We start from the raw sequence: 26,516 nt of genomic DNA, 5'->3' as shown, positions 1-26,516 counted from the left end.
AAATGCCATGGGTATCATCGGAACCATCTTTATCGGCTTGATCGTTGGCCTGCTGGCGCGCTTCCTGAAACCGGGCGATGACAGCATGGGCTGGATCATGACCATCCTGCTCGGTATCGGCGGTTCGTTGGCGGCCACTTACGGCGGCCAGGCCCTGGGCATCTACCAGGCCGGCCAAGGCGCAGGTTTCATCGGTGCCCTGGTGGGCGCGATCGTGTTGCTGGTGATCTACGGCCTGATCAAAAGAAACTGATCCAAATGCAGCAAGGCCCTCTCCGCGTGGCGAGCCGAGGGGGCTAGAATGCTCGGCGTTTCACTTTTCATTCATTGCCGAGCCCTTTCATGCGCCGTCTAGTATTGACCCTTCTTCTGCTGGGCAGTGGCCTGGCCCATGCCGCCGAGCTGCCGGAAACCGACTGGCTCGAACTGATGCCCAAGTCGGACCAGAAAGCCCTCGAGGCCATGCCCGAGATCGACCACAACTCCCCGGAAGCCAACGGCACCTTCACTGAAAAAGGCGGCCTGAAACAAAGCAAGGGCTTGCCGGCGGTGATGTATTCGACCAAGACCGTGGCGGCGATGAACGACAAGCACATCCGCATCGGCGGTTACCCGGTGCCGCTGGAAACCGACGCCAAGGGCCGCAGCACGCTGTTTTTCCTGGTGCCCTACCCTGGCGCCTGCATCCACGTCCCGCCACCGCCGCCTAACCAATTGGTGCTGGTGCGCTATCCCAAGGGCCTGAAGCTGGACGACATCTACACGCCGCTCTGGGTGACGGGCACGCTGAAGATCGAAAAGGTCGACAACGACCTGGCGAGCGCGGCGTATGCGCTGGAGGCGGAGAAGGTGAGGGTGGTGCAGGAAGCGGATTTGTAGGGCGAAACCCAATGTGGGAGCGAGCTTGCTCGCGATGGCGGTGTGTCAGTCGACGCTGAGGTTGACTGTCCGTCCGCTATCGCGAGCAAGCTCGCTCCCACAGTGGTTTTTGTGGTGGGGTTTAGAGGGGCTTGCTGCAGATGCTCACGCCAAGGGTATGGCTGGCCTGTGGCAACAACGTCACCACGTCGTCCATCACATTCGCCGTCTCGATGCACAACATGCGCTGCCAGCCATCGTCGGCCATGTCGCTGAAGGCCTTGGCGCGTTCGGTCCAGGGGTTCCAGATCACCGCCGAGCGCGAACCGCTGCTGCTCAGTTCGATCCGTCGTTCCCAGTGCGGGTCAATGATGCTGAGCGTCGGCGGGGTGTCGAGGTAGATGCGGTCGGTCTCGCTGGCAAATGTCAGGTCGCCGGCCTGGGTGTGGGTATTCCAGTCGTCCAGGGTCTCGATGTAGCTCAAGCCATCCACCCCTTCGACCCGCACGTTGCGTACGTCGCTCACGGCGAAGTAGCTGTGCAGCGCCTGGCTGAGGCTGACGGTTTCGCTGCCACGGTTATGGCTGGTGAGGCGGATGTGCAGCTGCTCGTCCATCACGATGGTCAGCGTCAGGTCCACCTGGTGAGGCCAGCCCGCAAGGCCATTCTCGGGGTAGGGCAGCACGAACTCCACCTTGAGGCTTTCGCCTTCGGCTTCGATGCCCTTCAATTCCCAATCCATCGCCCGCACCAGGCCGTGGGCCGTGGCGGGGGCGTCGCTCACACGCATGGCCTGTACGCTGTCGGGGTTGCGCGTCAGGTTGCCGAACCACGGCCAGCACACCGGCACGCCCGCGCGGATGCTCTTGCCGGTCTTGAACGTGGCCTGGTCGTTGAGCCAGATCAGTGGCGGCTGGCCGTCCACTTGATAACTGAGGATGTGCGCGCCTTGCTGGGCTACCAGCAACTCGGCCTGACCGTGACGGATGCGCCAGGCGTTCAGTTCATCCAGTTTGACCGCTTCGACGTTGGGCGTAGGCATGTTGCAAATCTCGCTCGGGAACAGGGACTGCAATGGACCGCAAAACGGCCGCCGTGTTTAACGGGCGCGCGGCGGAACCGAGCGGGTACGACCGCTGCCGTCGATGGCGACAAAGACAAAGACCGCCTCGGTCACCTTGCGCCATTCACTGGACAGCGGGTCGTCGCTCCAGACCTCGACCATCATCTGGATCGAGCTGCGGCCGATTTCCAGCGCCTGGGTATAAAAGGAAAGCTGCGCACCCACCGCCACCGGCACCAGGAACGCCATGCGATCGATCGCCACGGTGGCCACGCGTCCGCCGGCCACTTTGCTGGCCATGGCGGTGCCGGCCAGGTCCATCTGGGACACCAGCCAGCCACCGAAAATATCGCCGAAGCCGTTAGTCTCGCGAGGGAGCGCGGTGATTTGCAGGGCCAGGTCGCCTTGCGGGATTGGATCTTCTTGTTCGAGCTCTATCATGCCGGGGGGCCTCTGACCCGTAACGCTGTCTGGTACTTCAGGTGAATAGCCGTCTTTGAAAAAAACGATTCAGCCCGAACATACTGCGTTCGTCACGTTTTTCGTAAAGGCGTGCCAAAGGGAAACTCTGCGAAACCGGCTGGTTCTGGTATTACGCCACCAACGACGTTTTCGCACAGCAACCCCTTACAGGGTACTGCAAGGTTGCGAGTATATCGGGCGATAGACGTCGAGACGACCACTCGGTTCTGATTTCGACTATCAAATACGCGCCTCTATGTGCTTTTTCGAACAATTTGCTATCGTGCCGGACCTGCCCAGGCCCTAACCCGTATTGCCAGGGTTGCAGAATTGACTATAAGAGAAGCCCTTGCCATGACCACTGCGCCTTCGAGCACGGCGACGCCCGCACAACCAGCACGTCCACTGACCCGCAACGATTACAAGACCCTGTCGCTTTCAGCTTTGGGCGGTGCGCTGGAGTTCTACGATTTCATCATCTTCGTGTTCTTTGCCACCGTGGTCGGCAAATTGTTCTTTCCTGCCGAAATGCCTGAGTGGCTGCGCCTGATGCAGACCTTCGGCATTTTTGCCGCCGGTTACCTGGCCCGGCCGCTGGGCGGGATCATCATGGCCCACTTCGGCGACCTGCTGGGGCGCAAGAAAATGTTCACCCTGAGCATTTTCATGATGGCTGTGCCGACCCTGATCATGGGCCTGTTGCCCACCTATGCGCAGATCGGCATGTGGGCGCCCATCCTGCTGTTGCTGATGCGGGTGATCCAGGGCGCGGCCATCGGCGGGGAAGTGCCGGGGGCCTGGGTCTTCGTTTCTGAACATGTTCCGGCGCGCCACATCGGCTACGCCTGCGGCACCCTGACCTGCGGCCTGACGGCGGGGATCTTGTTGGGGTCGCTGGTCGCCACAGCCATCAACAGCCTTTATACGCCGGTGGAAGTGGCGGATTACGCCTGGCGGATCCCGTTCCTGCTGGGCGGTGTGTTCGGTCTGTTTTCGGTGTACCTGCGCCGCTGGCTCCACGAAACCCCGGTGTTCGCCGAGCTGCAACTGCGCAAGGCCCTGGCCGAGGAAATACCGCTGCGGGCCGTGCTGCGCGATCATCGCGGCGCCATCGCGATTTCGATGCTGCTGACCTGGCTGCTGTCGGCCGGCATCATTGTGATCATCCTGATGACCCCGACGGTGTTGCAGACCGTTTACCACTTCAGCCCGACCACCGCGTTGCAGGCCAACAGCCTGGCGATCGTGTTCCTGAGCTTTGGTTGCATTGGCTCCGGCGTGCTGGCCGACCGCTTCGGCGCCGGGCGGGTATTTGTCTTCGGTAGCGCGTTGCTGCTGATCACCTCCTGGACCTTTTATCACAGCCTGTTCGACCACCCCGACTGGCTATTCCCGCTCTATGCGCTGAGCGGCCTGCTGGTGGGCACCATCGGCGCGGTGCCTTACGTCATGGTCAAGGCGTTCCCGGCCGTGGTGCGCTTCAGCGGCCTGTCGTTCTCCTACAACCTGGCGTACGCCATCTTCGGCGGCCTGACCCCGATGATCGTTACCCTGCTGCTCAAGGAAAGCCCGCTGGGACCGGCCTATTACGTGGCGGTGATCTGCGGTATCGGGATTGCTGTGGGCGGTTATCTCTGGAAGAAGGGGCGCTAGGTCCGAATCTTTCGCTGACTGCACGGGCTTCATCGCGAGCAAGCTCGCTCCCACAGAGGGCTGCGTTCACCGCAAATCCACTGTGGGAGCGAGCTTGCTCGCGATTGGGCCGGCATGAATCATCCTGTAAAACTCAATGCTGGCCTTTCATCCAATTGTCATATTTCAGCCATAGAGTGTTCACACGGCTTACCAATACTTGGCCGACTTAACACACCTCTCTGCTAGGAGTAAGGCATGAAACTGAAGCGTTTGATGGCGGCAATGACTTTTGTCGCTGCTGGCGTTGCGACTGCCAACGCGGTTGCCGCTGTTGACCCTGCGATCCCGAGCTACACCAAGACCACTGGTGTGTCGGGCAACCTCTCCAGCGTCGGCTCCGATACCCTGGCCAACCTGATGACCTTGTGGGCCGAGAACTACAAGAAAGAATACCCGAACGTAAACATCCAGATTCAGGCCGCCGGTTCCTCCACCGCGCCGCCCGCGCTCACCGAAGGCACCGCCAACCTGGGCCCGATGAGCCGCAAGATGAAGGACAACGAACTGCAGGCCTTCGAACAGAAGTACGGCTACAAGCCAACCGCTATTCCGGTTGCCGTGGACGCCCTGGCCGTATTCGTGCACAAGGACAACCCGATCAAGCACCTGACCATGGCTCAGGTCGACGCCATTTTTTCCTCGACTCGCCTCTGCGGCGCCAAGGCTGACGTCAAGACCTGGGGCGACCTGGGCGTGACCGGCGACCTGGCCAACAAGCCGGTCCAACTGTTCGGTCGCAACTCGGTGTCCGGCACCTACGGCTACTTCAAGGAAGAAGCCTTGTGCAAAGGCGACTACAAGCCAAACGTCAACGAACAGCCGGGTTCGGCTTCGGTTGTGCAGTCGATCAGCAGCTCGCTTAACGGCATCGGCTACTCGGGTATCGGCTACAAGACCGCCAGCGTGAAAACCGTTGCTCTGGCCAAGAAAGAAGGCGGCGAGTTCATTGAAGACACCGAAGAAAACGCCCTGAACGGCAAGTACCCGCTGTCGCGTTTCCTCTACGTCTACGTCAACAAGGCGCCGAACAAGCCTCTGGCCCCGCTGGAAGCCGAGTTCGTGAAGCTGATCCTGTCCAAGCAAGGCCAGGAAGTCGTGGTCAAGGACGGCTACATCCCGGTACCTGCCAAAGTCGCCGCCAAGGCACTGGCTGACCTGGGTCTGCAGGAAGGCGGCAACGTCGCCAAGCAGTAATACCTGAGCCCGGGCCAACGCCCGGGCTCTCTGTGGGAGCGGGCTTGCTCGCGAATGCGGTGGATCAGTCGGCATCCATGTCGAATGCGCTGGCCCCTTCGTGAGCAAGCCCGCTCCCACAGACACGAATTTTCCGTCCGCTGCCGCTTCTAGCTGGCGGCGGATTTGTTGCGTCACTTCACTGTCATCTTTCTGTCATACAGGATCGCTAGGGTGTGCGCATGAATGATCTGGCCAACTCCACAATGACTACGACTTCCCCTCCCAAGCGCATTGATTTCAATACGCCTGAGTTGCAACGCAAGCGTCGCATCCGCGCGCTCAAGGATCGCCTGACCCGCTGGTACGTGCTGGTCGGCGGCCTCGCCGTCCTGGCGGCCATTACGCTGATTTTCTTCTTCCTGGCCTACGTGGTGCTGCCCCTGTTCCAGGGCGCGGACCTGACCGCCAAGGACTCGATCACCCCGGCCTGGATGCAAGACGCCGGCAAACCGCTGATGATCTCTATCGAAGAACAGAACCAGGTCGCCATGCGGGTTTCCGACAAGGGCCAGGCGCTGTTTTTCGACGTTAGCAGTGGCGCCGAACTGCGCCGTGTCGACCTGCCGATCCCGGCCGGTGCCAGCGTGACCGCCATTGGCGAGGACCAGCCCGGCAGCCCATTGGTGGCGATCGGTCTCTCCAACGGCCAGGCCTTGGTGTTCCGTCACACTTATAAGGTCACCTACCCGGACGGCAAGAAAACCATCTCGCCCGCCGTCGAATACCCTTACGGCGAGACGCCGATGGCCTTGAACGAACAGGGCGCGGCCCTGGAGCATGTCAGCCTCAACGCCACGGATTCGACCCTGCTGTTGGCCGGCTCCAGCGGCGCCCAGCTGCAAGTGCTGTCGCTCACCAGCGAAGAAAACATGATGACCGGTGAAGTCACCAGCGAGCAGACGCGTATCGACCTGCCGCAGATGACCGAGCCGGTGAAGAACATCTTCGTCGACCCGCGCCAGCAATGGCTGTATGTGGTCAACGGACGTGCCCAGGCCGATGTGTTCAGCCTGCGGGACAAGAGCCTCAACGGCCGTTACAAACTGCTGGAAAACGCCGACGCCCAAGTCACCGCCGCCACCCAGTTGGTGGGCGGGATCTCGCTGATCATCGGCGACTCCAAGGGCGGCCTGGCCCAATGGTTCATGGCCCGGGATCCGGACGGTGAGCTGCGCTTCAAGCAGATTCGAACCTTCCAGATGGGTAGCGCGCCCATCGTCGAGATCAGCGCCGAAGAACGTCGCAAGGGTTTCGTGGCGCTCGACGCCGCCGGCAAGCTCGGCGTGTTCCACAGCACCGCCCACCGCACCCTGCTGGTGGACCAGGTGGTCGACGGCCAGGGTCTGTTCGGCATGTCGCCACGGGCCAACCGCCTGATCGTTGAACAGGGCGGCAAGCTGCAACCGTTGACGCTGGACAACCCGCACCCGGAAGTGTCGTGGAGCGCGTTGTGGAGCAAGGTCTGGTACGAAAACTACGACGAACCTAAGTATGTCTGGCAATCGACCGCCGCCAACACCGACTTCGAACCCAAGCTGAGCCTCTCGCCGCTGACCTTCGGTACCCTGAAGGCGGCGTTCTACGCGATGCTGCTGGCCGCGCCGCTGGCGGTTGCCGCAGCGATCTACACCGCCTACTTCATGGCCCCGGGCATGCGCCGCAAGGTCAAGCCGGTGATCGAGCTGATGGAGGCGATGCCGACGGTGATCCTCGGTTTCTTCGCCGGCCTGTTCCTGGCGCCGTATGTCGAAGGGCACCTGCCGGGTATCTTCAGCCTGTTGATGTTGCTGCCGATCGGCATCCTGGTCACCGGTTTCGCCTTCAGCCGCCTGCCGGAATCCATTCGCTTGAGAGTGCCCGAGGGTTGGGAAAGCGCCCTGTTGATCCCGGTGATCCTGTTCGTGGGCTGGCTCTCGCTGTACATGAGCCCGTACATGGAGGCCTGGTTCTTCGGCGGCGACATGCGCATGTGGATCTCCCATGACCTGGGCATCACCTACGACCAGCGCAACGCCCTGGTGGTGGGCCTGGCGATGGGCTTCGCGGTGATCCCGAACATCTATTCCATCGCCGAAGACGCCGTGTTCAGTGTGCCGCGCGGCCTGACCCTGGGCTCCCTGGCCCTGGGTGCCACGCCGTGGCAGACCATGACCCGCGTGGTGATCCTCACGGCCAGCCCGGGCATCTTCTCGGCGCTGATGATCGGCATGGGCCGTGCGGTGGGCGAGACCATGATCGTGCTGATGGCCACCGGTAACACGCCGGTCATGGAAATGAACCTGTTCGAAGGCCTGCGCACCCTGGCGGCCAACGTGGCGGTGGAGATGCCCGAGTCGGAAGTCGGCGGCAGCCACTACCGCGTGCTGTTCCTGTCGGCCCTGGTGTTGCTGTTGTTCACCTTCGTCATGAACACCCTCGCCGAGCTGATCCGTCAGCGTCTGCGCAAGAAATATTCGTCGCTTTAAGAAAGGTAGAAGTCTGTGAAACAGAACTCCCTGAAAGGATGGTTCAAGAGCGGCGCCCCCGGCGTCTGGATCAGCGGTGGCGCGGTGTCCATCGCGGTCATCATGACCATTGGCCTGCTGGCGGTGATCGCTGTGCGCGGCCTGGGCCACTTCTGGCCGGCAGACCTGATCCACGCCAACTACAACGTGCCGGGCATGCCTGCGCACCTGGTGGTCGGCGAAGTCGTGCAGAAAGAAGAAGTACCTCGCGAGCGCCTGAAAAGCGCCGGCCTGCCGGTGCCGGATGAAGGCCCCGAGTTCATGACCCGCGAACTGATCAAGGTCGGCAACCGAGACCTGAACGGCACTGACTTCACCTGGATCGTCGGCGATTGGCTGACCAACCAGACCACGCCGCCGGAACTGATGGCCATCGAGCGTCGTGAGTGGGGCAACTTCTACGGTTACCTGGTCAACGTCAAGGAAGGCGGTAAGGTCATCGCCGAAGGCGAGGCTGCCTGGCCGCAACTGCAGGCTCGCGTACAGCGGGTCAATCAGTTGGCCGCCGAACTCAAGACCCTGGAAAAAGTCGACATCGGCGCCATCAACGCCGGTCTGGAGCGTATCCGCCTGCACGGTCGCAAGCTGGAGCTGGACGGCAAGCTCGATGCTTCGGCCCAGGCCGACCTGGAAAGCGAGCGCGCCGAACTCAACGCCCGCTACAAGGACATCGAAGCGCGCCTGGCCGACCTGCACGCGCAGTTCAACCGCGACAGCCTGACGGCCCGCGATGCCAACGGCAAGGAAGTGGAGATCGAAATCGGCAAAGTGGTGCACGCCTACCAGCCAAACGGCATGGGCACGTTCACCAAGCTGGGTTTCTACTTCAGCAAGGTCTGGGAATTCCTCAGCGATGACCCCCGTGAAGCCAACACCGAAGGCGGCATCTTCCCGGCGATTTTCGGCACCGTGATGATGACCCTGATCATGGCGATGATCGTGACGCCGTTCGGCGTGCTGGCGGCGGTCTACCTGCGTGAGTACGCCCGCCAGGGCCCGATGACCCGCCTGATCCGCATCGCGGTGAACAACCTCGCGGGCGTTCCGGCCATTGTTTACGGCGTGTTCGGCCTGGGCTTCTTCGTCTACGTGCTGGGTGGTTCGGTCGATCGCTTGTTCTTCCCCGAAGCCTTGCCGGCACCGACCTTCGGCACCCCGGGCCTGCTCTGGGCGTCCTTGACCCTGGCGCTGCTAGCGGTGCCGGTGGTGATCGTGGCCACCGAAGAAGGCCTGGCGCGGATCCCGCGTACCGTGCGCGAAGGTTCCCTGGCCCTCGGTGCGACCAAGGCCGAGACCCTGTGGAAAATCGTCCTGCCCATGGCCAGCCCGGCAATGATGACCGGCATGATCCTCGCCGTGGCCCGCGCCGCCGGTGAAGTGGCGCCGTTGATGCTGGTGGGCGTGGTGAAACTGGCCCCGTCGCTGCCGCTGGACGGCAACTACCCGTACCTGCACCTGGACCAGAAGATCATGCACCTGGGCTTCCATATCTATGACGTCGGTTTCCAGAGCCCGAACGTTGAAGCGGCGCGACCGCTGGTCTATGCCACGGCGCTGCTGCTGGTGCTGGTGATCGCCACGCTCAACCTGTCGGCCGTGTGGATCCGTAACCACCTGCGCGAGAAGTACAAGGCACTGGATAGTTGATGGTCTGTGGGAGCGAGCTTGCTCGCGAAGCTTCTGGCGGCCTCGAGGGCCCCTTCGCGAGCAAGCTCGCTCCCACACTGATCGGCGTTCACTGGAATTTCATGGGGCCGCCACACAGGCGTTCCGAACCGAATTTGTTAGCACAGGGAGCCTCCCATGCAACACGAAGCACATACACACGGCATCAACATGTCGGCCCTGGGCCGCGACAAGCAGAGCCTGGATCTGGCGCAGGAAACCGTCGCCATCGAAGTACCCGGCCTGAGCCTGTTCTACGGCGAGAAGCAGGCGCTGTATGACGTCAGCCTGAATATCCCGAAACAGCGCGTCACCGCGTTCATCGGTCCATCGGGTTGCGGCAAGTCAACCTTGCTGCGCACCTTCAATCGCATGAACGACCTGGTGGACGGCTGCCGCGTCGAAGGTGAAATCAACCTCTACGGCAACAACATCTACCGCAAGGGCGAAGACGTGGCCGAGCTGCGCCGTCGCGTCGGCATGGTGTTCCAGAAGCCGAACCCGTTCCCGAAAACCATCTACGAGAACGTGGTCTACGGCTTGCGCATCCAGGGCATCAACAAGAAGCGCATCCTCGACGAAGCCGTGGAATGGGCCCTCAAGGGCGCCGCGCTGTGGGACGAGGTCAAGGACCGTCTGCATGAGTCGGCCCTCGGTCTGTCCGGCGGCCAGCAGCAACGTCTGGTGATCGCCCGCACCATCGCCGTGGAACCGGAAGTGCTGCTGCTCGACGAACCCTGCTCGGCCCTCGACCCGATCTCGACGCTGAAAGTCGAAGAGCTGATCTACGAGCTCAAGTCCAAGTTCACCATCGTCATCGTGACCCACAACATGCAACAGGCGGCGCGGGTTTCCGACTACACCGCGTTCATGTACATGGGCAAACTGGTGGAATTCGGCGATACCGATACGCTGTTCACCAATCCGGCGAAGAAACAGACCGAAGACTACATCACCGGTCGCTACGGCTAGTCGAGGCAACTGCATAGCCGCACTGCGCTATCAGGATCAACATTTAACTGCTTGAAGCTTGCAGCTTGAAGCTTGCAACTTTCGCGGAGCGAACAAGATGATTTCGAAGGAAGGCCTTACTCACCATATTTCCGCACAGTTCAACGCCGAGCTGGAGGAAGTGCGCAGTCACTTGCTGGCCATGGGCGGGCTGGTGGAAAAACAGGTCAACGACGCGGTGACCGCACTGATCGAGGCCGACTCCGGCCTGGCCCAGCAGGTGCGCGAAATCGATGACCAGATCAACCAGATGGAGCGCAACATCGACGAGGAGTGCCTGCGGATCCTGGCCCGTCGTCAGCCGGCTGCGTCCGACCTGCGTCTGATCATCAGCATCTCCAAGTCGGTGATCGATCTTGAGCGGATCGGCGACGAAGCCACCAAGATCGCCCGTCGTGCCATTCAGTTATGCGAAGAAGGCGAGGCGCCGCGCGGCTACGTCGAGGTTCGCCACATCGGCGACCAGGTGCGCAACATGGTCCGCGACGCACTGGACGCCTTCGCCCGCTTCGACGCCGACCTGGCGTTGTCGGTGGCCCAGTACGACAAGATCATCGACCGCGAATACAAGACCGCCCTGCGCGAGCTGGCGACCTACATGATGGAAGACCCGCGCTCCATTTCCCGGGTGTTGAGCATTATCTGGGTGCTGCGTTCTCTGGAGCGTATCGGCGATCATGCGCGCAACATCTCGGAACTTGTCATCTACCTGGTGCGCGGTACCGATGTGCGCCATTTGGGGCTCAAGCGGATGAAGGAAGAAGTTCAGGGCACCCCGTCCGAAACCGCTAATGTTCCGGGCGAAACTGACGATAAGTAAGATTGCCAAGAAAAGCGCCCGGCCTTTTGGTCGGGCTTTTTTTTGGGTTTTTTTTAATCGAAAGCAGCACCCCGCGAACGAAAAGTCCCGGCGTGACTGACGGTTTTTTTGGCAATATGCCATCAGTAAAAGCGGTATGCTTGCCGGGATTTTTTAGAGGTGTATCTGGATGAGTAAGGTCAGTGTGTTGGTCGTGGACGATGCTTCGTTCATTCGTGACCTGGTGAAGAAGTGCCTGCGCAACTACTTCCCGGGCGTGCGTATCGAAGACGCGGTGAACGGCAAGAAAGCCCAGGCCCTGCTGGCTCGCGAGGCATTCGATCTGGTGCTGTGCGATTGGGAAATGCCGGAAATGTCCGGCCTCGAACTGCTGACCTGGTGCCGCCAGCAGGACACCCTCAAGGGCATGCCCTTCGTGATGGTCACCAGCCGCGGCGACAAGGAAAACGTGGTCCAGGCGATCCAGGCCGGCGTTTCCGGCTACGTCAGCAAGCCGTTCACCAACGAACAGTTGCTGACCAAGGTCAAGCAGGCCCTGCACAAGGTCGGCAAGCTCGACACGCTGATGAACAGTGCCCCGACCAAGATGAACTCGGCGTTCGGTAATGATTCCCTCAGCGCCCTGACGGGCAATAAGGCGCCGGTTGCGGCTGTTGCTTCGGCGCCAGCGGCGAATCCGTTTGCCAAGCCGGCGGCCGCTCCCGCTCCCGCAGCCGCTGCTGCCCCGGCCCGTGGACTGCTCAACAGCCCACCGGTCAAGGCGCCGGTAGCCGCCGCTTCGACGACCAACCGTGGCCAAGGCCAGTTGCGCCTGTCCAGCGGCACCCAGCAATGCGTGATCAAGGCCTTGAGCCTCAAGGAAGCGCTGCTGGTGGTCAAGCGCACCGACACCCTGCCACAAGTGCTCGAAAGCGCAGTGCTGGACATGGAACAGGGCGACAACGCCGAAACGGCCCGTCTCAACGGCTACCTGCATGCCATCGTCGCCCATGAGCAGACCCCCGACAGCGAATGGCTGCAACTGACGTTCCGCTTCGTCGACAAAGACCCGCAGAAACTCGACTACATCTCCCGCCTGATCGCTCGCGGCACGGCGCAGAAACATTTCGTGCCGGGTGCCTGATCCGGCGGCGACTTTGAGTCCGCTATCGCGAGCAAGCTCGCTCCCACACTCGATCCAGTGAATACTGAAGATCCCGTGTGGGAGCGAGCTTGCTCGCGATGGGGCCATAAGATCCAACACCGATCGCTGATCCAATTTTGAAACATCCGTCGACTACGCTGGTCCATCCCAGCTGCTAGGCTGCTGTGCAGGCCTTCATTTTCGACAGAACCTTTGCCCATGCTCGTGCCCCTGCTGTTTGCCTGTGGTCTTGTCCTGGCCTCCACCTCGGCCGTGGCCATGACGATCTACAAATCCACCGATGCCAATGGTGTGGTGTCCTATAGCGACCGCCCCAGCAAGGGCGCCCAGGTGTTCGTGTTCCGCGACCGCATGGTCGAACGTCTGGAGCGGCAGGTGTTTCTGGATATCAAGAAGCAGAACGGCGCGGACGCGGTGTTCGTGCGCAACGATCTGTACGCGCCGGTGGAGATCGAGTTGAGTTTCGCCGGGCTGCGCAATGTCAGCGGGGCGCCGAGCCGGCCGATTCGTCGGGTGCTGCCGGCGCGCAGCAACCTGCGCCTGGCGCTGCTCACGGCCACCCGGCCCGGCAGGCCGCTGGTGTATACCCCAAGGTTCGAATATTCCCTGGGCGACCCTGCAGGCGCCGCCGAGGCCTATCGGTACCCGCTGCCTTGGCGCGGCGGGCCTTTCCGGTTGAGCCAGGGGGCCAACGGCCAATACAGCCATTACGGCCCGAAGAACCGCTACGCCATGGACATCGCCATGCCCGTGGGTACGCCGATCATCGCCGCGCGGGGCGGCGTGGTCATCAAGACCGAAAACGAGCAGACCGGCCGCGGGGACGATCCCGCGGGCAACTTCGTGCGAGTGCTGCACGATGACGGCACCATGGGTGTCTATCTGCACCTGCAGAAGGGCTCGGTGAGCGTACGGGAAGGGCAGCGGGTCGGGGTGGGCACGCCGCTGGCGTTGTCGGGCAACACCGGCAACAGCTCAGGCCCGCACCTGCATTTCGTGGTGCAGCGCAATACCGGGTTGGGGTTGGTGTCGATTCCCTACCAGTTCAATCAGCCGGTGGGCGACTTGCCCAACTTTGCGTTGGGCAAGCAGTAGCCTCTGCACAAGCCAAGGCGCTTTTGTGGCGAGGGAGCTTGCTCCCGCTCGGCTTTGTAGGAGCTGGCGAAGCCTGCGATCTTTTGATCTTTCGCTCCAGACTCAACGGGCAGTGGAAAGATCGCAGCCTCGCTTCGCTCGTCAGCTCCTACAGACCCAGCGGGAGCAAGCTCCCTCGCCATAGAGGCTGGCTGTTCCAGACCGAAATGCGATCCCCTGTGGGAGCGAGCTTGCTCGCGAAGGCAGCACCGCCGACCTTCTGTCAACGACTCAATCGAGCATCAACACCTTCGCCAGGATGATCTTCGGTCCTTTCATCTTCTTGATGATGATCCGCAGGCCTTCGACTTCCAGCACTTCTTCCTCTTCTGGCACGCGCTTGAGGGTTTCATAGACCAGGCCGGCCAGGGTTTCGGCTTCGATGTGGTCCAGGTCGATCCCCAGCAGGCGCTCGACCTTGAACAGTGGTGTGTCGCCGCGTACCAGCAGCTTGCCCGGCTGGTAGGCCAGGATGCCGCGTTCGGCCTTGCGGTGTTCGTCCTGGATGTCGCCCACCAGCACTTCCAACACGTCTTCCATGGTCAGGTAGCCGATGATATTGCCGTCGGCTTCCTCGACCAAGGCGAAGTGCGAGCCGCCCTTGCGGAACTGCTCCAGCAACTGCGACAGCGGCATGTGCCGCGACACTCGCTCCAGCGGCCGGGTCAGTTCGGCCAGGTTGAACGACTCGGGAATGTGATCCAGGGCCGCCAGTTCCAGCAGCAGGTCCTTGATGTGCAGCAGGCCGACGAACTCCTGGCGCTCGCTGTCGTACACCGGATAACGGCTGAACTTGTGGCGACGGAACATCGCCAGGATTTCCTTGAGCGGCGCGTTGAATTCCAGTGTCACCAGGTCTTCCCGGGAGTTGGCCCAGTCCACCACCTCCAGCTCGCCCATCTCCACGGCCGAGGCCAGCACGCGCATGCCCTGGTCGCTCGGGTCCTGGCCACGGCTGGAGTGCAGGATCAGTTTCAGTTCTTCGCGGCTGTAATGGTGTTCGTGATGGGGCCCGGGCTCGCCTTGGCCGGCGATGCGCAAGATGGCGTTGGCGCTGGCGTTGAGCAGGTAGATCGCCGGGTACATGGCCCAGTAGAACAGGTACAGCGGCACGGCGGTCCACAGCGACAGCAGCTCGGGTTTGCGGATGGCCCAGGATTTGGGCGCCAGTTCACCGACCACGATGTGCAGGTACGAAATGATGAAGAATGCGGTGAAGAACGACACGCCCTTGATCACTTCTGGCGACTGTACTCCGACCGCGCCCAGCAACGGTTCGAGGATGTGGGCGAACGCCGGCTCGCCGACCCAGCCCAGTCCCAGGGACGCCAGGGTGATACCCAGTTGGCATGCCGACAGGTAAGCGTCGAGCTGGCTGTGGACGGTGCGCAGGATGTGCCCGCGCCAGCCGTTCTGCTCGGCAATGGCTTCGACCCGGGTCGAGCGCAGCTTGACCATGGCGAATTCGGCCGCAACGAAAAAGCCGTTGAGCAAAACCAGGATCAGAGCGAAAAGAATCATGCCGAATTCGGCGAAGAGTGTAACGAGGGACAAGCCAGGGGAAGGGTCCATGATGGGGTTTTGCGGGTTCCGAATAGTCGTAGGAATTGGAAATGGGCGCCCGAAAAGGCAGGCGCAAGCCAGTCAATGTAGCGGCTGACTCGGCGATTGCCTAGGGGGCGTGCTCAATCAGCGGGGCGGGCGAGGCGTGCGCGAACCACCTGGGCCGGGGCGAAATGGCAGGTAAAGGTGCTGCCATGGCCGGGTACGCTGCTGATTTCCATGCGGGCACGATGGCGCAGCAGGACGTGTTTGACGATGGCCAGGCCCAGCCCGGTGCCCCCCGTGTTGGAGTTGCGGCTGGAGTCGACGCGGTAGAAGCGTTCGGTCAGGCGCGGCAGGTGCTTGCTGTCGATACCGATGCCCGAATCGCGCACGCTCAGGTGCGCGCCTTGCTCATCGCCCCACCAGCGCACATGGATCCGACCTTGCTCCGGTGTGTACTTGACCGCGTTGAACACCAGGTTGGAAAACGCACTGCGCAGTTCCGCCTCGCTGCCTTTGAGCTGCACGGCCGGGTCGGCTTCCAGGGTAATGGTCTGCTGCTTGGGGCCGGACAGTTCCTGCGCATCTTCGGCAATGGTTTGCAGCAGGTCGTCGATGGGCACTGGCTGGTTGTCCGACGGGTAGTCGGTGGCTTCGAGCTTCGCCAGCAGCAACAAGTCGTTGAGCAGGGTCTGCATGCGCCCGCTTTGCTGGTGCATCTGCTGCAAGGCCCGGGTCCAGCGCGGGTTCACCTCCTCGACGTTGTCGAGCAGGGTTTCCAGGTAACCGCAGATCACCGTCAATGGCGTACGCAGTTCATGGGATACGTTGGCGATGAAATCCTTGCGCATCTGTTCCAGCTGATGGATCCGCGTGACATCGCGCACCAGCATCAGGTGCTCGTTGTTGCCGTAGCGGGTGATGTACAACTGGATGCGCAACCGATCGTTGGTGGGCGAAGGGATTTCCAGCGGCTCGGCGTAGTTGGCTTGCTCGAAATATTCCTTGAAGCGCGGATGACGCACCAGGTTGGTCACCGGCTGGCCGCTGTCCTGGGGCGTCTTGAGGCCCAACAGGGTCTCGGCGGCGCGGTTCCACCACTCCAGGTTGCCGTCGCTGTCGAGCATGATCACCGCGTCTTTCAGCGCGGCGGTGGACTCCTGGACCCGGTCGATCACCGCCTGCAGGCGGCCGCGAACGCGCTGGTCGCGCCGTTGCAGGTGGTAGATGCTGTCGAACACCTCACCCCACAGGCCATAGCCGTCGGGCGGGGCTTCGTCGGGTTGGTGCAGGCGCAGCCATTCATGCAGGCGCAGCAATTGCTTGAGGGTCCAGGCCAGGTAAAGCCCCAGCCCGGCAGCCAGGCTCCAGCCGTAATAACCGCTGATCAGGCCGATCAGCAAACAACCGGTCACCAGCAACAACATGTGGCGAATCAGGGTGCCATGCCAGTTTTGATTCACGTGACGCGCGTCCTTGTCAGCTTGTCGGGCGGTAAGGGCTCGGATCAGGCCTTGGTCGAAAAACGATAACCGGTGCCGCGCACGGTTTGTACCAGATTTTCATAAGCATCGCCGAGGGCCTTGCGCAAGCGCCGGATGTGCACGTCCACGGTGCGTTCCTCGACGTAGACGTTGCCGCCCCAGACCTGATCCAACAATTGGCCGCGGGTGTAGGCACGTTCCTGGTGAGTCATGAAGAATTGCAGCAGGCGGTATTCGGTCGGCCCCATCTCGGCGGGTTTGCCGTCGATGGTCACGCGGTGGCTGATCGGGTCGAGCAGCAGGCCACCGACTTCAATCGGCGCTTCGCCATCGGTCGGCCCGGCGCGGCGCAGCACGGCTTTCAGGCGCGCTACCAGTTCCCGTGGGGAAAACGGCTTGGTGATGTAGTCGTCGGCGCCGACTTCCAGGCCCTGGATCTTGTTGTCCTCTTCGCCCTTGGCGGTGAGCATGATGATCGGGATATCCCCGGTCAGCTCGTCGCGCTTGAGGCGTCGCGCCAGTTCGATACCTGACGTGCCGGGAAGCATCCAGTCCAGCAGGATCAGGTCGGGCTTGCGGTCGACGATGATGGCGTGGGCCTGTTGAGAGTTTTCTGCTTCCATGCAGTCATAGCCGGCCATCTCCAACGCAACGGCGATCATCTCGCGGATGGGTGCCTCGTCGTCGACGATCAGAATGCTCCTGCCAACCATGGGGTAATCCTCTTGTCATTTAACTGTCTTGCGCCGCATTAGATAACGGAATTATTGCAGTCGTGTGACAGTTATTTCCTGGCCCGGCAGCAAGGGGGATCCTGGACTAAGCTTTTCAGTCCGAATCCTGACAACCACAAAAGAAGGTTTCCATGACTTACTTCACCCAATCCATCAAGGTTCTGGCGGTCACGGCTGCACTGGCGCTGCCGACCTGGGCGTTCGCGGCTGAACCGGCGATGGAAAAAGACGGCATGTTCACCGATCACAAAGGCATGACGCTGTACACATTTGACAAGGACAAGGATGGCAAGTCTGCGTGTAATGGCGAATGCGCGGTCAAGTGGCCGCCGCTTAAGGCTGAAAGTACCGCCACTCCTTCGGGAGAATGGACCGTTATCACCCGTGACGATGGAGCTTCGCAATGGGCCTATGATGGCGATCCGCTGTACACCTATGCCGACGACGAGAAGGCGGGCGACAAGAAAGGTGATGGGAAAGGCGGCGTTTGGCATATCGCCAAGCCCGACTGACCACCCCGAAACGCTTTTGTGGCGAGGGAGCTTGCTCCCGCTGGGCTGCGAAGCAGTCCCAAAATCTTGCGGTCGCTGCGCAACCGAGCGGGAGCAAGCTCCCTCGCCACAAAGCCTTTCATGACCCAAGGTTCAGTGTTGGACCGGCGGTCTCAGCGCAACGCGTAATCCAGCACAATCCCCACGAAAATCGCCAACCCGGCCCAGTGGTTGTGCAGGAACGCCTGGAAGCAACGCATCCGGTCCCTGCCACGGGTGTACCAGAATTCCCAGGCGAAGCATGCGGCAGCGGCCACCAGCCCCAGGTGGAACCAGCCGCCCAGCTGGAATTTCGATCCGGCCAGCAGCAGGCAAGCCAAGGCCAGGCCTTGCAGCGTCAGGATGATCACCCGATCGGCATCGCCAAACAGGATCGCCGTGGACTTCACGCCGATGCGCAGGTCATCGTCCCGGTCGGTCATGGCGTAATAGGTGTCGTAGCCCACCGTCCACAGCAGGTTGGCGATGTACAGCAACCACGCGGCCGCCGGCAGATGTCCGGTTTCGGCAGTGAACGCCATCGGCATGCCCCAGGAGAATGCCGCGCCCAGCACCACTTGCGGGTAGTAGGTATAGCGCTTCATGAACGGGTAGCTGAACGCCAGCGCCAGGCCCCCGAGGGACAACAGGATGGTCGGTGCATTGGTGCACAGCACCAGCAGGAAGCTCACGCTCATCAGCACGGCGAAGAACACCAGCGCTTCTTTCGAACTGATCTTGCCGCTCACCAGCGGGCGCTGCTCGGTGCGTTTGACGTGGCCGTCGACCTTGCGGTCGGCCCAGTCATTGATCACACAGCCGCCGGCGCGGGTCAGCACCACGCCGAGGACGAAAATCACCACGTTGGCGATGGACGGCGAGCCTTCACCGGCAATCCACAACGCCCACAGCGTCGGCCACAGCAGCAGGTAGATGCCGATGGGCTTGTCCATACGGGTCAGTTGCACGAAGTCCCACGCCCGTGGATTCAGGCGATTCAAGGATTTGAGCAGTTGCACGTACATCAGAAATTCTCCGAATAGGCGCGGGCGACGGTCCACAAGCGTGGCAGGAAGATTTCCGCCACCAGCACGCTCAACGCACCGCGATCGAAACGTGAACGGCGACCCCACAGCCCGCTGGCGCGGACGTCTTCCGGCAACCCGGCCTCGGGGTAATGGCAAACCTCGATGGCCCGGCGCTGGAACGCCTGGTCGCAAAACAGCAATTCGCCCAGGGAGCGGCTGCCCAGTTCGTCCATCTGCAACCCGTCACCCTGCAAGGCGCTGCGCGCCGCCACACTGCGGGCGAACACCCAAGGCTGGTCGCGGCCGCGCAGATACACTTCGCGTACCCAGCCCTCGCTGCCCTCGGCCAGGTCCAGGGCGGCACATTCGTCGGCGCGTAACGGCTGCCAGCCTTCGAACAGCGGCGTCACGCTGAAATGGCCGTCCGACAGGCGCGTGAGGCGCCGGGTCAGGGAGCCTTCGTCGAACAGCCAATCGAGCACACCCGCATCGGGGCGGGGCGACAGCAGGTGCTGGGGCAGCCATTGGAGTGTAGGAAATATCGAATTTGTATGCGGCACAGAGGTCTTGAATGGCAGCAAATGAGGCCGCGAGCTTACCATGTCGGTCGCGGGTTTTGACGGGCCCGGCCGGCTGCCCTGCTGATCGTGCTTGCATCTGTCGCAACCGATCAGTACAAAACGGCCCTGAGCCGGAAAATACCGGCCAAGGCCTGACATCTTGAGGAAGTATTGGAATGAAGAAGTGGCAATGTATCGTCTGCGGCCTGATCTACAACGAAGCTGACGGCTGGCCTGACGATGGCATCGCGCCCGGCACCCGCTGGGAGGATGTACCGGCAGACTGGCTGTGCCCGGACTGCGGCGTCGGCAAAATGGATTTCGAAATGATCGAAATCAACTGATCGTTTCATCAAATGGAGAGCAACATGAGCGCACCTGTCGTCATCGTCGGTACAGGCCTGGCCGGTTATAACCTGGCCCGGGAGTTTCGCAAGCTCGACAGCGAAACCCCGTTGCTGCTGATCACTGCGGACGACGGTCGCTCGTATTCCAAGCCGATGCTCTCCACAGGCTTTGGCAAGAACAAAGACGCCGACGGCCTGAGCATGGCCGAGCCGGGGGCCATGGCCGAGCAACTCAAGGCCGAAGTGCGCACCCATACCCGCATCAGCGGCATCGATCCGGGCCACAAACGGCTATGGATCGGCGAAGAGGCGGTGAACTACCGCGACCTGATCCTGGCCTGGGGCGCCGAAACCGTGCGCGTGCCGGTACAGGGCGATGGCGCGGACCTGATCTTCCCCATCAACGACCTGGAAGACTACGCACGCTTCAGGGCCGCGGCGGCCGGCAAGCGTCGGGTGTTGTTGCTGGGTGCCGGCCTGATTGGCTGCGAGTTCGCCAACGACCTGAGCCTGGGTGGCTACGAAGTACAACTGGTGGCGCCGTGCGAGCAAGTCATGCCGACGCTGCTGCACCCGGCCGCCGCGGCAGCGGTCCAGGCCGGGCTGGAAAGCCTCGGTGCGCGCTTCCACTTGGGCCCTGTGCTCAACCGCTTGCAGAAGGTCGCCGACGGTCTGGAGGCGCATCTGTCCGACGGCCAGGTGATTGCCTGCGACCTGGTGGTCTCGGCCATCGGCCTGCGTCCCCGTATCGACCTGGCAGCCGCGGCCGGCCTGGTGGTCAACCGTGGTGTCGTGGTCGACCGTCACCTGAAGACCTCTCACGCCAATATCTACGCCCTGGGCGACTGCGCCGAGGTCGACGGCTTGAACCTGCTGTATGTCATGCCGCTGATGAGTTGCGCCAGGGCCCTGGCCCAAACCCTGGCCGGCAACCCGACTGCCGTCAGCTACGGCCCCATGCCGATTACCGTAAAAACCCCGGTGTGCCCCTTGGTGGTGTCGCCGCCACCGCGAGGCCGCGAGGGCGTGTGGAGCGTCGAGGGGCAGGGGGCGGACATCAAGGCGCTGTGCCGCGACGCTCAAGGCAACCTGTTGGGTTATGCCCTGACAGGCACGGCGGTGATGGAGAAACTGGCGCTGAACAAGGAGCTTCCAGCCCTGCTGGCGTAAATACTGGTCGTTCTGTCGCAAAAACCCTACTTTTGGTCCCACAAAGGTCGCCCGGACACTGGCGCCGTTTTCGGCACCGTGCCATCCTCACTTCCGTCTGCCGCAGAGTAGAGCCTGCGGCGCCTTAGGGGCTGTTCCAAAGAGAGCAGCACGGACATAACAACAAAAAAACCGTCAAAGGGGCTTCATTCATGCGTAAACCAGAACTCGCCGCCGCTATCGCGGAAAAAGCAGACCTCACCAAAGAACAAGCCAACCGCGTCCTCAACGCCGTCCTGGAAGAAATCACCGGCGCCCTGCACCGCAAGGACAGCGTTACCCTGGTGGGCTTCGGCACTTTCCTGCAACGCCACCGCGGCGCCCGCACTGGCAAAAACCCACAGACCGGTGAGCCGGTGAAGATCAAGGCCAGCAACACCGTTGCCTTCAAACCAGGCAAGTCCTTGAAAGAAAGCGTCAACCCATAATCGCTACGAGTACCTCGGCCGGGGGGAAGAAAGCGGCAATCAAAAGGGCATATCGATGAGTCGGTATGCCCTTTTTTGTGCGGGGTTGCTGGCTGTAGCCAGGCATCCAATGTGGGAGCGAGCTTGCTCGCGATAGCGGTGAGTCAGCTTGCTTCAATGGTGTCGGTACTGTCGTCATCGCGAGCAAGCTCGCTCCCACGTAGGAACGGCGTCAAGCCTGATGGCATGCATAACGACGAACAAGTGTGGGAGCGAGCTTGCTCGCGATGACGTCCGCCTAGTCAGCGGAAGTCTTCGGCTGCGCCAATACCTTCAAGGCCGCCTTGCGCGCTTCGATCGGCAATTCGCCCAGCTTTTCCACCGCAGCATAAAAGGCAACCCAATCACCGCCCTCGCGCCTGAACAGCGCCGCAAATGCCGGCACCCACTGGTCATACAGCCCGAACGGCAATAGTCGCGCATTGTTCAGTGGCGCGTAGACCCAGGCGTCATAGCGTTTGTCGCCCGCCCACTGGGTGTCGCGCATTTGCACATAGTCCGCACGCAGGCGCTCGAACTCCTCAGCTTTGCGTTGGCGCATCTGTTCGGCTGTCAGGGGCTGGGCGTAGAGGGTTTCCAGGCGCTGGCGGGTGTCGAGGACCAGTTGGATGAACTGGTCGCGCTGGCGCACCTGCTTGCCGTTATCCGGCGCCAACCCACGACTGGCACGCCATTGCCGGGTGCCTTCCTGTTCAACGAAGGTGGCGAAGGACTCATTGAATTCGGTGTCGTCCTTTACATAAAACCGCTGGTGCGCCAGTTCATGAAAGATCAGCGTCGCCAGGCGTTCGTCGCCCCAGTGCATCATCGAGCTCAGGATCGGATCGTTGAACCAGCCCAGCGTCGAATAGGCCTCCACACCGCCAATTGCCACGTCCATGCCCTGCAAGCGCTGCAACGCGGCCTCGCCACGGGCGGCGCCCTGGCTGTAATAACCGCGATAAGCCACGCAACCGGCAATGGGGAAACAATGATTCTGCGGCGCCAGGGAAAATTCTGGCGTGGCAAAGACATTCCAGACGACGAATGGCCGGCCTATATCCGCATACAGGCGATAGCTTCGATTGTCCGGTAAATGCAGGTGATCGCTGGCAAACGTCCGTGCCTCGCGCGCCTGGGCCAGGTGCGCCTTGAGTTGGGGATCGCGAGCGGGGTCGGCGATGACTTGGTCGATAGGCTCTCGGGCTTGCAACAACCGCAGCTGTCCGCCGACGAGCTGGCTGTAGTAACCGACGCTACTGCAACCGTTCAGTAACAAAAGCAGGAGGCCTGGAAACAAAATCTGGAAAACACGGTCGAGTAACCGATGGCTTGAACGCGGCCTGATCAATTGGAATCACCCTGGGAAGTCTGCCCACAGACTATCTCGCTTGCCTGGAGCTTCGCTATGCGCGTGTTGATGCTGACGAGTGGCCTGTTGCTGCTGACCGGTTGCGCCGGTTTGCCTGATCCTGATCCCTCCCAGGCGTGGATCGACCTGGGGAACCAGCAGGACACCGCGCTACAAGCGCTGGAAGTCGATGACAAGATGTCCATTGACCGGCGTTATTTCGAAGTGCAACCCGGCAGCCATGAGCTGACGGTGCGTTATCAATTTGCCGTCGAGCCCGGCAACATCGGCCCGGATGCCGAGCCGCTGTGGCGCGATTGCCGGTTGAACCTGAAATTCAAGGACTTCAACGCCGGCCAACGTTACCAGCTGCAGGCCGGCAGCATTGGTTTCCGACCGTGGGCCAAGCTGTACGATCAGCAGCGCAAAGTGGTGGGGCAAGGTACGCCGGCGGGCTGCCAACAAACGTGATTGGCGCTATGCTCAGTGTCCGGTTTTAAGGAAACTCACGATGCGCTTATCCTTGCTGTTACTGGCCCTGGTCTCCATGAGCGGTTGTGCAACGAGCCCGCTGCCCCAGGTCGACCCGAACATGGCGTGGGTTGATTTCGCGACCCCCATGCCGGGCGGAAAAATGCTGATGGCTGAAAGCCTGGACGGCCAGCGATTGCGAGACGGACGGATCTTTCAGGTTTCGCCGGGCAGCCACGAATTGAAAGTGCGCTTCGACTTCGAAGTGTTCAGTGGCGGTGGCCTGGGCATGCAAGCCGAACCGCAAGAACGGCTGTGCTACATGCTCGTGCGTTACGACCATTTCGAGGCCGGCCAACGCTATCGGCTGGAGGCTCGCAACCTGGCATTCACACCCAGCGCCCGGCTCTATGATGCCAAGCGTCAAATCGTGGCCGAAGAGCGACAAGTCAACTGTGTTCCGTAGGACGCCCTAGCGGTCGTTCTTCTGGTAAATGATTTTCTTCGTGCCGTTTTCGCAAGTGCCCACCACCATGTTCTGGTCGTGGACTTCGTCATTCGTGACGATTTCCAGCGTGTAGGACGATACGTTATTGGCCTGGATCTTCGCTTCGATTTCCGCTTTCAGCTCTTCACAGGATTTGGGGGCGGCAAGGGCTGATGTCGCGAATGCGCAGCCGATGACCACCAGGGCTGATCGTTTCATGTTCGAATTCCTCATGGCAGCGCGCACTGCCTGTGCGCTGAAACTGCGGCTTCATTCGACCATAATTGCGCCAGGGTAAACAGCTCGACCGCATTCAAAAAACGCAGCCTTCGCCAACGCTGCAAAGGCTGCGATCCTTGCATGCGTCAGCTCACCAGCGTCGCATCCAGGGTGATGTTGGCGTTCAGCACCTTGGAAACCGGACACCCTTCCTTGGCCTTCTTGCTCAGCTCATCGAATTGCGCCTGGCTGGCACCGGGGATTTTCGCCTTGAGCACCAGCTTGACCGCCGTGATCGCAAAACCGCCCTCGACCTGGTCCAGGGTCACTTCGGCGTTGGTGTCGATGCTGTCGGCCTTGAGCCCGGCATCGCCGAGGATCATCGAAAAGGCCATGGAAAAGCAGCCAGCATGGGCCGCGCCGATCAACTCCTCGGGGTTGGTCCCTTTGCCGCCTTCGAATCGTGCCTTGAAGCCATACGGCGCTTCGCGCAACACACCGGTTTCCGTGGAGATGGAGCCGATACCGGTTTTCAGGTCACCTTCCCAATGAGCCGATGCTTTCTTGATGATAGCCATGTCTGCCTCCTGAAGAGTCGGCGCGAAAGCCGCGCCTGTGTGTTTTTTAGCTGTCTGGGTTGTGAGGATAGACCGCCTGTAAAAGTTCACCCTGTCGATTAGCCGACGAATTTAGTAGGAAATTTCGTCGCTGCTATTGAAACTCGGGTATATGCCCACATTGCATGGAACACACCTATAGAAACGGCAGGCTTTTGCCCGTAGGAAAAGCCCGGAACGCCGTTGGAGATCCCGGCCCATGAAACAGCTGTCCGACGTGAAATTCTCAACCCTCGACCTGGTGCCTGTCCGCGCCGATGGCAATGCCGCCCAGTCCTTGCGCAACTCGCTGGATCTGGCGCAGCACGTGGAAAAGTACGGCTATACCCGCTTCTGGGTGGCCGAACACCACAACATGGACGGTATCGCCAGTTCGGCGACGGCAGTGCTGCTGGGCTATCTGGCGGGGGGCACTTCGACCATTCGCGTCGGCTCCGGGGGCGTCATGCTGCCCAATCATGCGCCGTTGATCATTGCCGAGCAGTTCGGCACGCTGGAGAGCCTCTACCCGGGTCGAATCGATTTGGGCCTGGGACGTGCGCCAGGATCCGACCAGATGACCGCGCGGGCGCTGCGTCGCGAGCGTTCCGGCAGTGCGGACGATTTCCCCGAGGACGTGGCCGAGCTGATGCGCTATCTCGGCCCGCGCACCCCGGATCAACGCATCATCGCCATGCCCGGCACCGGGACCAACGTGCCGGTATGGCTGCTGGGTTCGAGCCTGTTCAGTGCGCAATTGGCCGGTGAGCGCGGTTTGCCCTACGCATTCGCCTCCCATTTCGCACCACGCTTCATGCACGAGGCGATTCGCATCTACCGTAACCACTTCAAACCGTCAGCGGTGCTCGACAAGCCTTATGTGATGCTCGGCGTGCCGCTGGTCGCGGCGGATACCGATGAACAGGCCGACTACTTGGCGACGTCGGTGTATCAGCGGATCCTGGCGCTGATGCGTGGCCAGAGCCTGGTGCAGCGTCCGCCGGTGGAAACCATGAACGGTCTCTGGCTGCCCCATGAGAAAGAGGCGGTTGGCGATTTCCTGGGCCTGGCCATGGTCGGCAGTCCGCAGAAGATTCGCGCCAAGCTGCAGGTATTGATCGAGCAAACCCAGGCCGATGAGCTGATTTTCACCAGTGACCTGTACGAACACGCCGATCGCTTGCACTCCTACGAGTTGCTGGCGCAGGTCATGAAAGGCTGAATGACGCCCATGAAAAAGCCGACGCGATGCGTCGGCTTTGATGTTCGAAAAGAATCATTTTTTATAGATGATTTCTTTCGCACCGCCCTCACATTTGCCGACGACTTTTCCGTCAGTCGCTGTGCCTTTATCGACGATTTCCAGCGAATAACCTGACACGCCCTTGGCGTCCAGCTTCGCTGCGATCTCGCTTTTCAGCTCTTCGCAGGGCTTACCGGCCGCAAACGCACCACCGGCAAGGCTCAGCAAACCCAGGGCCACCATCAACTTTTTCATCGCTCGCACTCCTTGGTCGGATCAAATAGGGCAGGTATTGGAAAAACGTCATGCGCAGACCATAGCGCATCGCCACTCCCTATGGCACTCCGCCAGCGTGCAAGTTCAAAAGAACCTCAGCTATTGGCTATCCGGAACCCGACTTTGATGGTCACTTGAAAGTGCGCGGCCCGGCCATTTTCGATGTGGCCGCGGGTTTCCGTGACTTCGAACCATTCCAGATGCTTGAGGCTTTTGCTGGCCTCGGCCAAGGCATTGTTGATGGCGTCTTCAATGCTGGTGGGAGACGAGCCGACCAGCTCGACTTTTTTGTAAGTGTGGTGATCACTCATGGGGATTCTCCTTGGTTGTGTTTAACAGCCTAGCAGCGATTTTTCGCCTTACGTGTGTCGTCGTTCGCGCGCTGAAGTTCAGATTTA

At 61.3% G+C, this 26,516-nt stretch carries 29 protein-coding genes; 17 read left to right on the top strand and 12 right to left on the bottom strand.

What is annotated here, in order from left to right; all coding sequences use genetic code 11:
• Positions 1 to 7 precede the first annotated feature (7 nt).
• Entirely contained in the window at positions 8 to 253 is a 246-nt protein-coding gene (locus AO356_RS11085; RefSeq protein ID WP_003187057.1) for a GlsB/YeaQ/YmgE family stress response membrane protein, read from the top strand.
• 89 nt (positions 254 to 342) lie between these two features.
• On the top strand, positions 343 to 879 hold the full coding sequence (locus tag AO356_RS11080) for a DUF3299 domain-containing protein (protein WP_013691991.1): 537 nt from the start codon (positions 343 to 345) through the stop codon (positions 877 to 879).
• 121 nt (positions 880 to 1,000) lie between these two features.
• Here AO356_RS11080 and AO356_RS11075 read toward each other — a convergent pair whose 3' ends face one another.
• Both AO356_RS11075 and AO356_RS11070 read right to left on the bottom strand, forming a co-directional pair.
• A complete protein-coding gene (locus AO356_RS11075) occupies positions 1,001 to 1,900 on the bottom strand; it encodes a D-hexose-6-phosphate mutarotase (RefSeq protein ID WP_060743099.1) in 900 nt (299 codons plus the stop codon).
• A 57-nt stretch (positions 1,901 to 1,957) separates the two neighbouring features.
• Positions 1,958 to 2,362 (bottom strand): acyl-CoA thioesterase, encoded by a 405-nt coding sequence (locus AO356_RS11070; protein ID WP_003177184.1) that lies wholly within the window; start codon positions 2,360 to 2,362, stop codon positions 1,958 to 1,960.
• Between the two features lie 375 nt (positions 2,363 to 2,737).
• Between AO356_RS11070 and AO356_RS11065 the strand changes: the two genes are divergently transcribed.
• From AO356_RS11065 to AO356_RS11030, 8 genes are all read left to right on the top strand, one after another.
• Complete coding sequence (locus AO356_RS11065) at positions 2,738 to 4,036, top strand: MFS transporter (RefSeq protein ID WP_060739812.1); 1,299 nt, start codon at positions 2,738 to 2,740, stop codon at positions 4,034 to 4,036.
• Between the two features lie 237 nt (positions 4,037 to 4,273).
• The gene (locus AO356_RS11060; RefSeq protein ID WP_053127032.1) at positions 4,274 to 5,272 is read left to right on the top strand and encodes a phosphate ABC transporter substrate-binding protein PstS; all 999 of its coding nucleotides are present in this window, start codon (positions 4,274 to 4,276) and stop codon (positions 5,270 to 5,272) included.
• Positions 5,273 to 5,745: 473 nt separating this feature from the next.
• Positions 5,746 to 7,779, top strand: a complete 2,034-nt coding sequence (locus AO356_RS11055) for an ABC transporter permease subunit (RefSeq protein WP_177431712.1) — start codon at positions 5,746 to 5,748, stop codon at positions 7,777 to 7,779.
• 15 nt (positions 7,780 to 7,794) lie between these two features.
• Positions 7,795 to 9,465, top strand: a complete 1,671-nt coding sequence (gene pstA, locus AO356_RS11050) for a phosphate ABC transporter permease PstA (protein ID WP_060739810.1) — start codon at positions 7,795 to 7,797, stop codon at positions 9,463 to 9,465.
• A gap of 156 nt (positions 9,466 to 9,621) precedes the next feature.
• Complete coding sequence (pstB, locus tag AO356_RS11045) at positions 9,622 to 10,455, top strand: phosphate ABC transporter ATP-binding protein PstB (RefSeq protein WP_058544183.1); 834 nt, start codon at positions 9,622 to 9,624, stop codon at positions 10,453 to 10,455.
• Positions 10,456 to 10,552: 97 nt separating this feature from the next.
• Positions 10,553 to 11,314, top strand: a complete 762-nt coding sequence (gene phoU, locus AO356_RS11040) for a phosphate signaling complex protein PhoU (RefSeq protein ID WP_060739809.1) — start codon at positions 10,553 to 10,555, stop codon at positions 11,312 to 11,314.
• Between the two features lie 169 nt (positions 11,315 to 11,483).
• Complete coding sequence (locus AO356_RS11035) at positions 11,484 to 12,437, top strand: response regulator (protein ID WP_060739808.1); 954 nt, start codon at positions 11,484 to 11,486, stop codon at positions 12,435 to 12,437.
• A 219-nt stretch (positions 12,438 to 12,656) separates the two neighbouring features.
• Positions 12,657 to 13,553, top strand: a complete 897-nt coding sequence (locus AO356_RS11030; RefSeq protein WP_060739807.1) for a peptidoglycan DD-metalloendopeptidase family protein — start codon at positions 12,657 to 12,659, stop codon at positions 13,551 to 13,553.
• A gap of 270 nt (positions 13,554 to 13,823) precedes the next feature.
• Here the strand turns inward: AO356_RS11030 and AO356_RS11025 are convergent, their stop codons facing one another.
• The 3 genes from AO356_RS11025 to phoB all read right to left on the bottom strand — a co-directional run bounded on the left by AO356_RS11025 (position 13,824) and on the right by phoB (position 17,334).
• Entirely contained in the window at positions 13,824 to 15,164 is a 1,341-nt protein-coding gene (locus AO356_RS11025) for a hemolysin family protein (RefSeq protein ID WP_014335895.1), read from the bottom strand.
• Positions 15,165 to 15,277: 113 nt separating this feature from the next.
• The gene (phoR, locus tag AO356_RS11020; RefSeq protein WP_219734551.1) at positions 15,278 to 16,564 is read right to left on the bottom strand and encodes a phosphate regulon sensor histidine kinase PhoR; all 1,287 of its coding nucleotides are present in this window, start codon (positions 16,562 to 16,564) and stop codon (positions 15,278 to 15,280) included.
• An 80-nt stretch (positions 16,565 to 16,644) separates the two neighbouring features.
• On the bottom strand, positions 16,645 to 17,334 hold the full coding sequence (gene phoB, locus AO356_RS11015; protein WP_003177195.1) for a phosphate regulon transcriptional regulator PhoB: 690 nt from the start codon (positions 17,332 to 17,334) through the stop codon (positions 16,645 to 16,647).
• A 152-nt stretch (positions 17,335 to 17,486) separates the two neighbouring features.
• Between phoB and AO356_RS11010 the strand changes: the two genes are divergently transcribed.
• Positions 17,487 to 17,867: a hypothetical protein gene (locus tag AO356_RS11010; protein ID WP_060739805.1), complete on the top strand. Its 381-nt coding sequence runs from the start codon at positions 17,487 to 17,489 to the stop codon at positions 17,865 to 17,867.
• Between the two features lie 152 nt (positions 17,868 to 18,019).
• Here the strand turns inward: AO356_RS11010 and ubiA are convergent, their stop codons facing one another.
• On the bottom strand, positions 18,020 to 18,910 hold the full coding sequence (gene ubiA / locus AO356_RS11005; protein WP_060739804.1) for a 4-hydroxybenzoate octaprenyltransferase: 891 nt from the start codon (positions 18,908 to 18,910) through the stop codon (positions 18,020 to 18,022).
• The gene (locus AO356_RS11000) at positions 18,910 to 19,473 is read right to left on the bottom strand and encodes a chorismate--pyruvate lyase family protein (RefSeq protein WP_060743098.1); all 564 of its coding nucleotides are present in this window, start codon (positions 19,471 to 19,473) and stop codon (positions 18,910 to 18,912) included. The genes ubiA and AO356_RS11000 overlap by 1 nt, the downstream gene beginning before the upstream one ends.
• A 176-nt stretch (positions 19,474 to 19,649) precedes the next feature.
• Here AO356_RS11000 and AO356_RS10995 point away from each other — a divergent pair, with 176 nt between their 5' ends.
• From AO356_RS10995 to AO356_RS10985, 3 genes are all read left to right on the top strand, one after another.
• Positions 19,650 to 19,817 (top strand): rubredoxin, encoded by a 168-nt coding sequence (locus AO356_RS10995; protein ID WP_003177199.1) that lies wholly within the window; start codon positions 19,650 to 19,652, stop codon positions 19,815 to 19,817.
• 24 nt (positions 19,818 to 19,841) lie between these two features.
• A complete protein-coding gene (locus tag AO356_RS10990; RefSeq protein WP_060739803.1) occupies positions 19,842 to 20,990 on the top strand; it encodes an NAD(P)/FAD-dependent oxidoreductase in 1,149 nt (382 codons plus the stop codon).
• A gap of 191 nt (positions 20,991 to 21,181) precedes the next feature.
• Entirely contained in the window at positions 21,182 to 21,457 is a 276-nt protein-coding gene (locus AO356_RS10985; RefSeq protein ID WP_060739802.1) for an HU family DNA-binding protein, read from the top strand.
• A gap of 277 nt (positions 21,458 to 21,734) precedes the next feature.
• On the opposite strand, the gene AO356_RS10980 is transcribed toward AO356_RS10985, so the two are convergent.
• Positions 21,735 to 22,826 (bottom strand): aminopeptidase, encoded by a 1,092-nt coding sequence (locus AO356_RS10980; protein ID WP_060739801.1) that lies wholly within the window; start codon positions 22,824 to 22,826, stop codon positions 21,735 to 21,737.
• 57 nt (positions 22,827 to 22,883) lie between these two features.
• On the opposite strand from AO356_RS10980, the gene AO356_RS10975 reads away from it, so the two are divergent.
• Positions 22,884 to 23,297 carry a hypothetical protein gene (locus AO356_RS10975; RefSeq protein WP_060739800.1) on the top strand — a complete coding sequence of 138 codons (414 nt, stop codon included), beginning with the start codon at positions 22,884 to 22,886 and terminating at the stop codon, positions 23,295 to 23,297.
• 40 nt (positions 23,298 to 23,337) lie between these two features.
• Positions 23,338 to 23,763: a hypothetical protein gene (locus AO356_RS10970; RefSeq protein ID WP_060739799.1), complete on the top strand. Its 426-nt coding sequence runs from the start codon at positions 23,338 to 23,340 to the stop codon at positions 23,761 to 23,763.
• A 6-nt stretch (positions 23,764 to 23,769) separates the two neighbouring features.
• Here the strand turns inward: AO356_RS10970 and AO356_RS10965 are convergent, their stop codons facing one another.
• Positions 23,770 to 24,003, bottom strand: coding sequence for a DUF1161 domain-containing protein (locus AO356_RS10965; protein ID WP_060739798.1), 234 nt, complete (start codon positions 24,001 to 24,003; stop codon positions 23,770 to 23,772).
• A 146-nt stretch (positions 24,004 to 24,149) separates the two neighbouring features.
• Entirely contained in the window at positions 24,150 to 24,581 is a 432-nt protein-coding gene (locus tag AO356_RS10960; RefSeq protein ID WP_060739797.1) for an OsmC family protein, read from the bottom strand.
• A 238-nt stretch (positions 24,582 to 24,819) separates the two neighbouring features.
• On the opposite strand from AO356_RS10960, the gene AO356_RS10955 reads away from it, so the two are divergent.
• On the top strand, positions 24,820 to 25,821 hold the full coding sequence (locus tag AO356_RS10955) for an LLM class flavin-dependent oxidoreductase (RefSeq protein ID WP_060739796.1): 1,002 nt from the start codon (positions 24,820 to 24,822) through the stop codon (positions 25,819 to 25,821).
• A 54-nt stretch (positions 25,822 to 25,875) separates the two neighbouring features.
• Here the strand turns inward: AO356_RS10955 and AO356_RS10950 are convergent, their stop codons facing one another.
• Positions 25,876 to 26,097 (bottom strand): DUF1161 domain-containing protein, encoded by a 222-nt coding sequence (locus AO356_RS10950; protein WP_060739795.1) that lies wholly within the window; start codon positions 26,095 to 26,097, stop codon positions 25,876 to 25,878.
• Positions 26,098 to 26,213: 116 nt separating this feature from the next.
• Positions 26,214 to 26,429 carry a dodecin gene (locus tag AO356_RS10945; RefSeq protein ID WP_003177209.1) on the bottom strand — a complete coding sequence of 72 codons (216 nt, stop codon included), beginning with the start codon at positions 26,427 to 26,429 and terminating at the stop codon, positions 26,214 to 26,216.
• Positions 26,430 to 26,516 lie beyond the last annotated feature (87 nt).

Source organism: Pseudomonas fluorescens (assembly GCF_001307275.1).
In the GTDB taxonomy this organism is placed as follows: domain Bacteria; phylum Pseudomonadota; class Gammaproteobacteria; order Pseudomonadales; family Pseudomonadaceae; genus Aquipseudomonas; species Aquipseudomonas fluorescens_AA.
The sequence above is the reverse complement of the archived record's forward strand: the minus strand, read 5'-3'. Positions and strand labels throughout refer to the sequence as shown.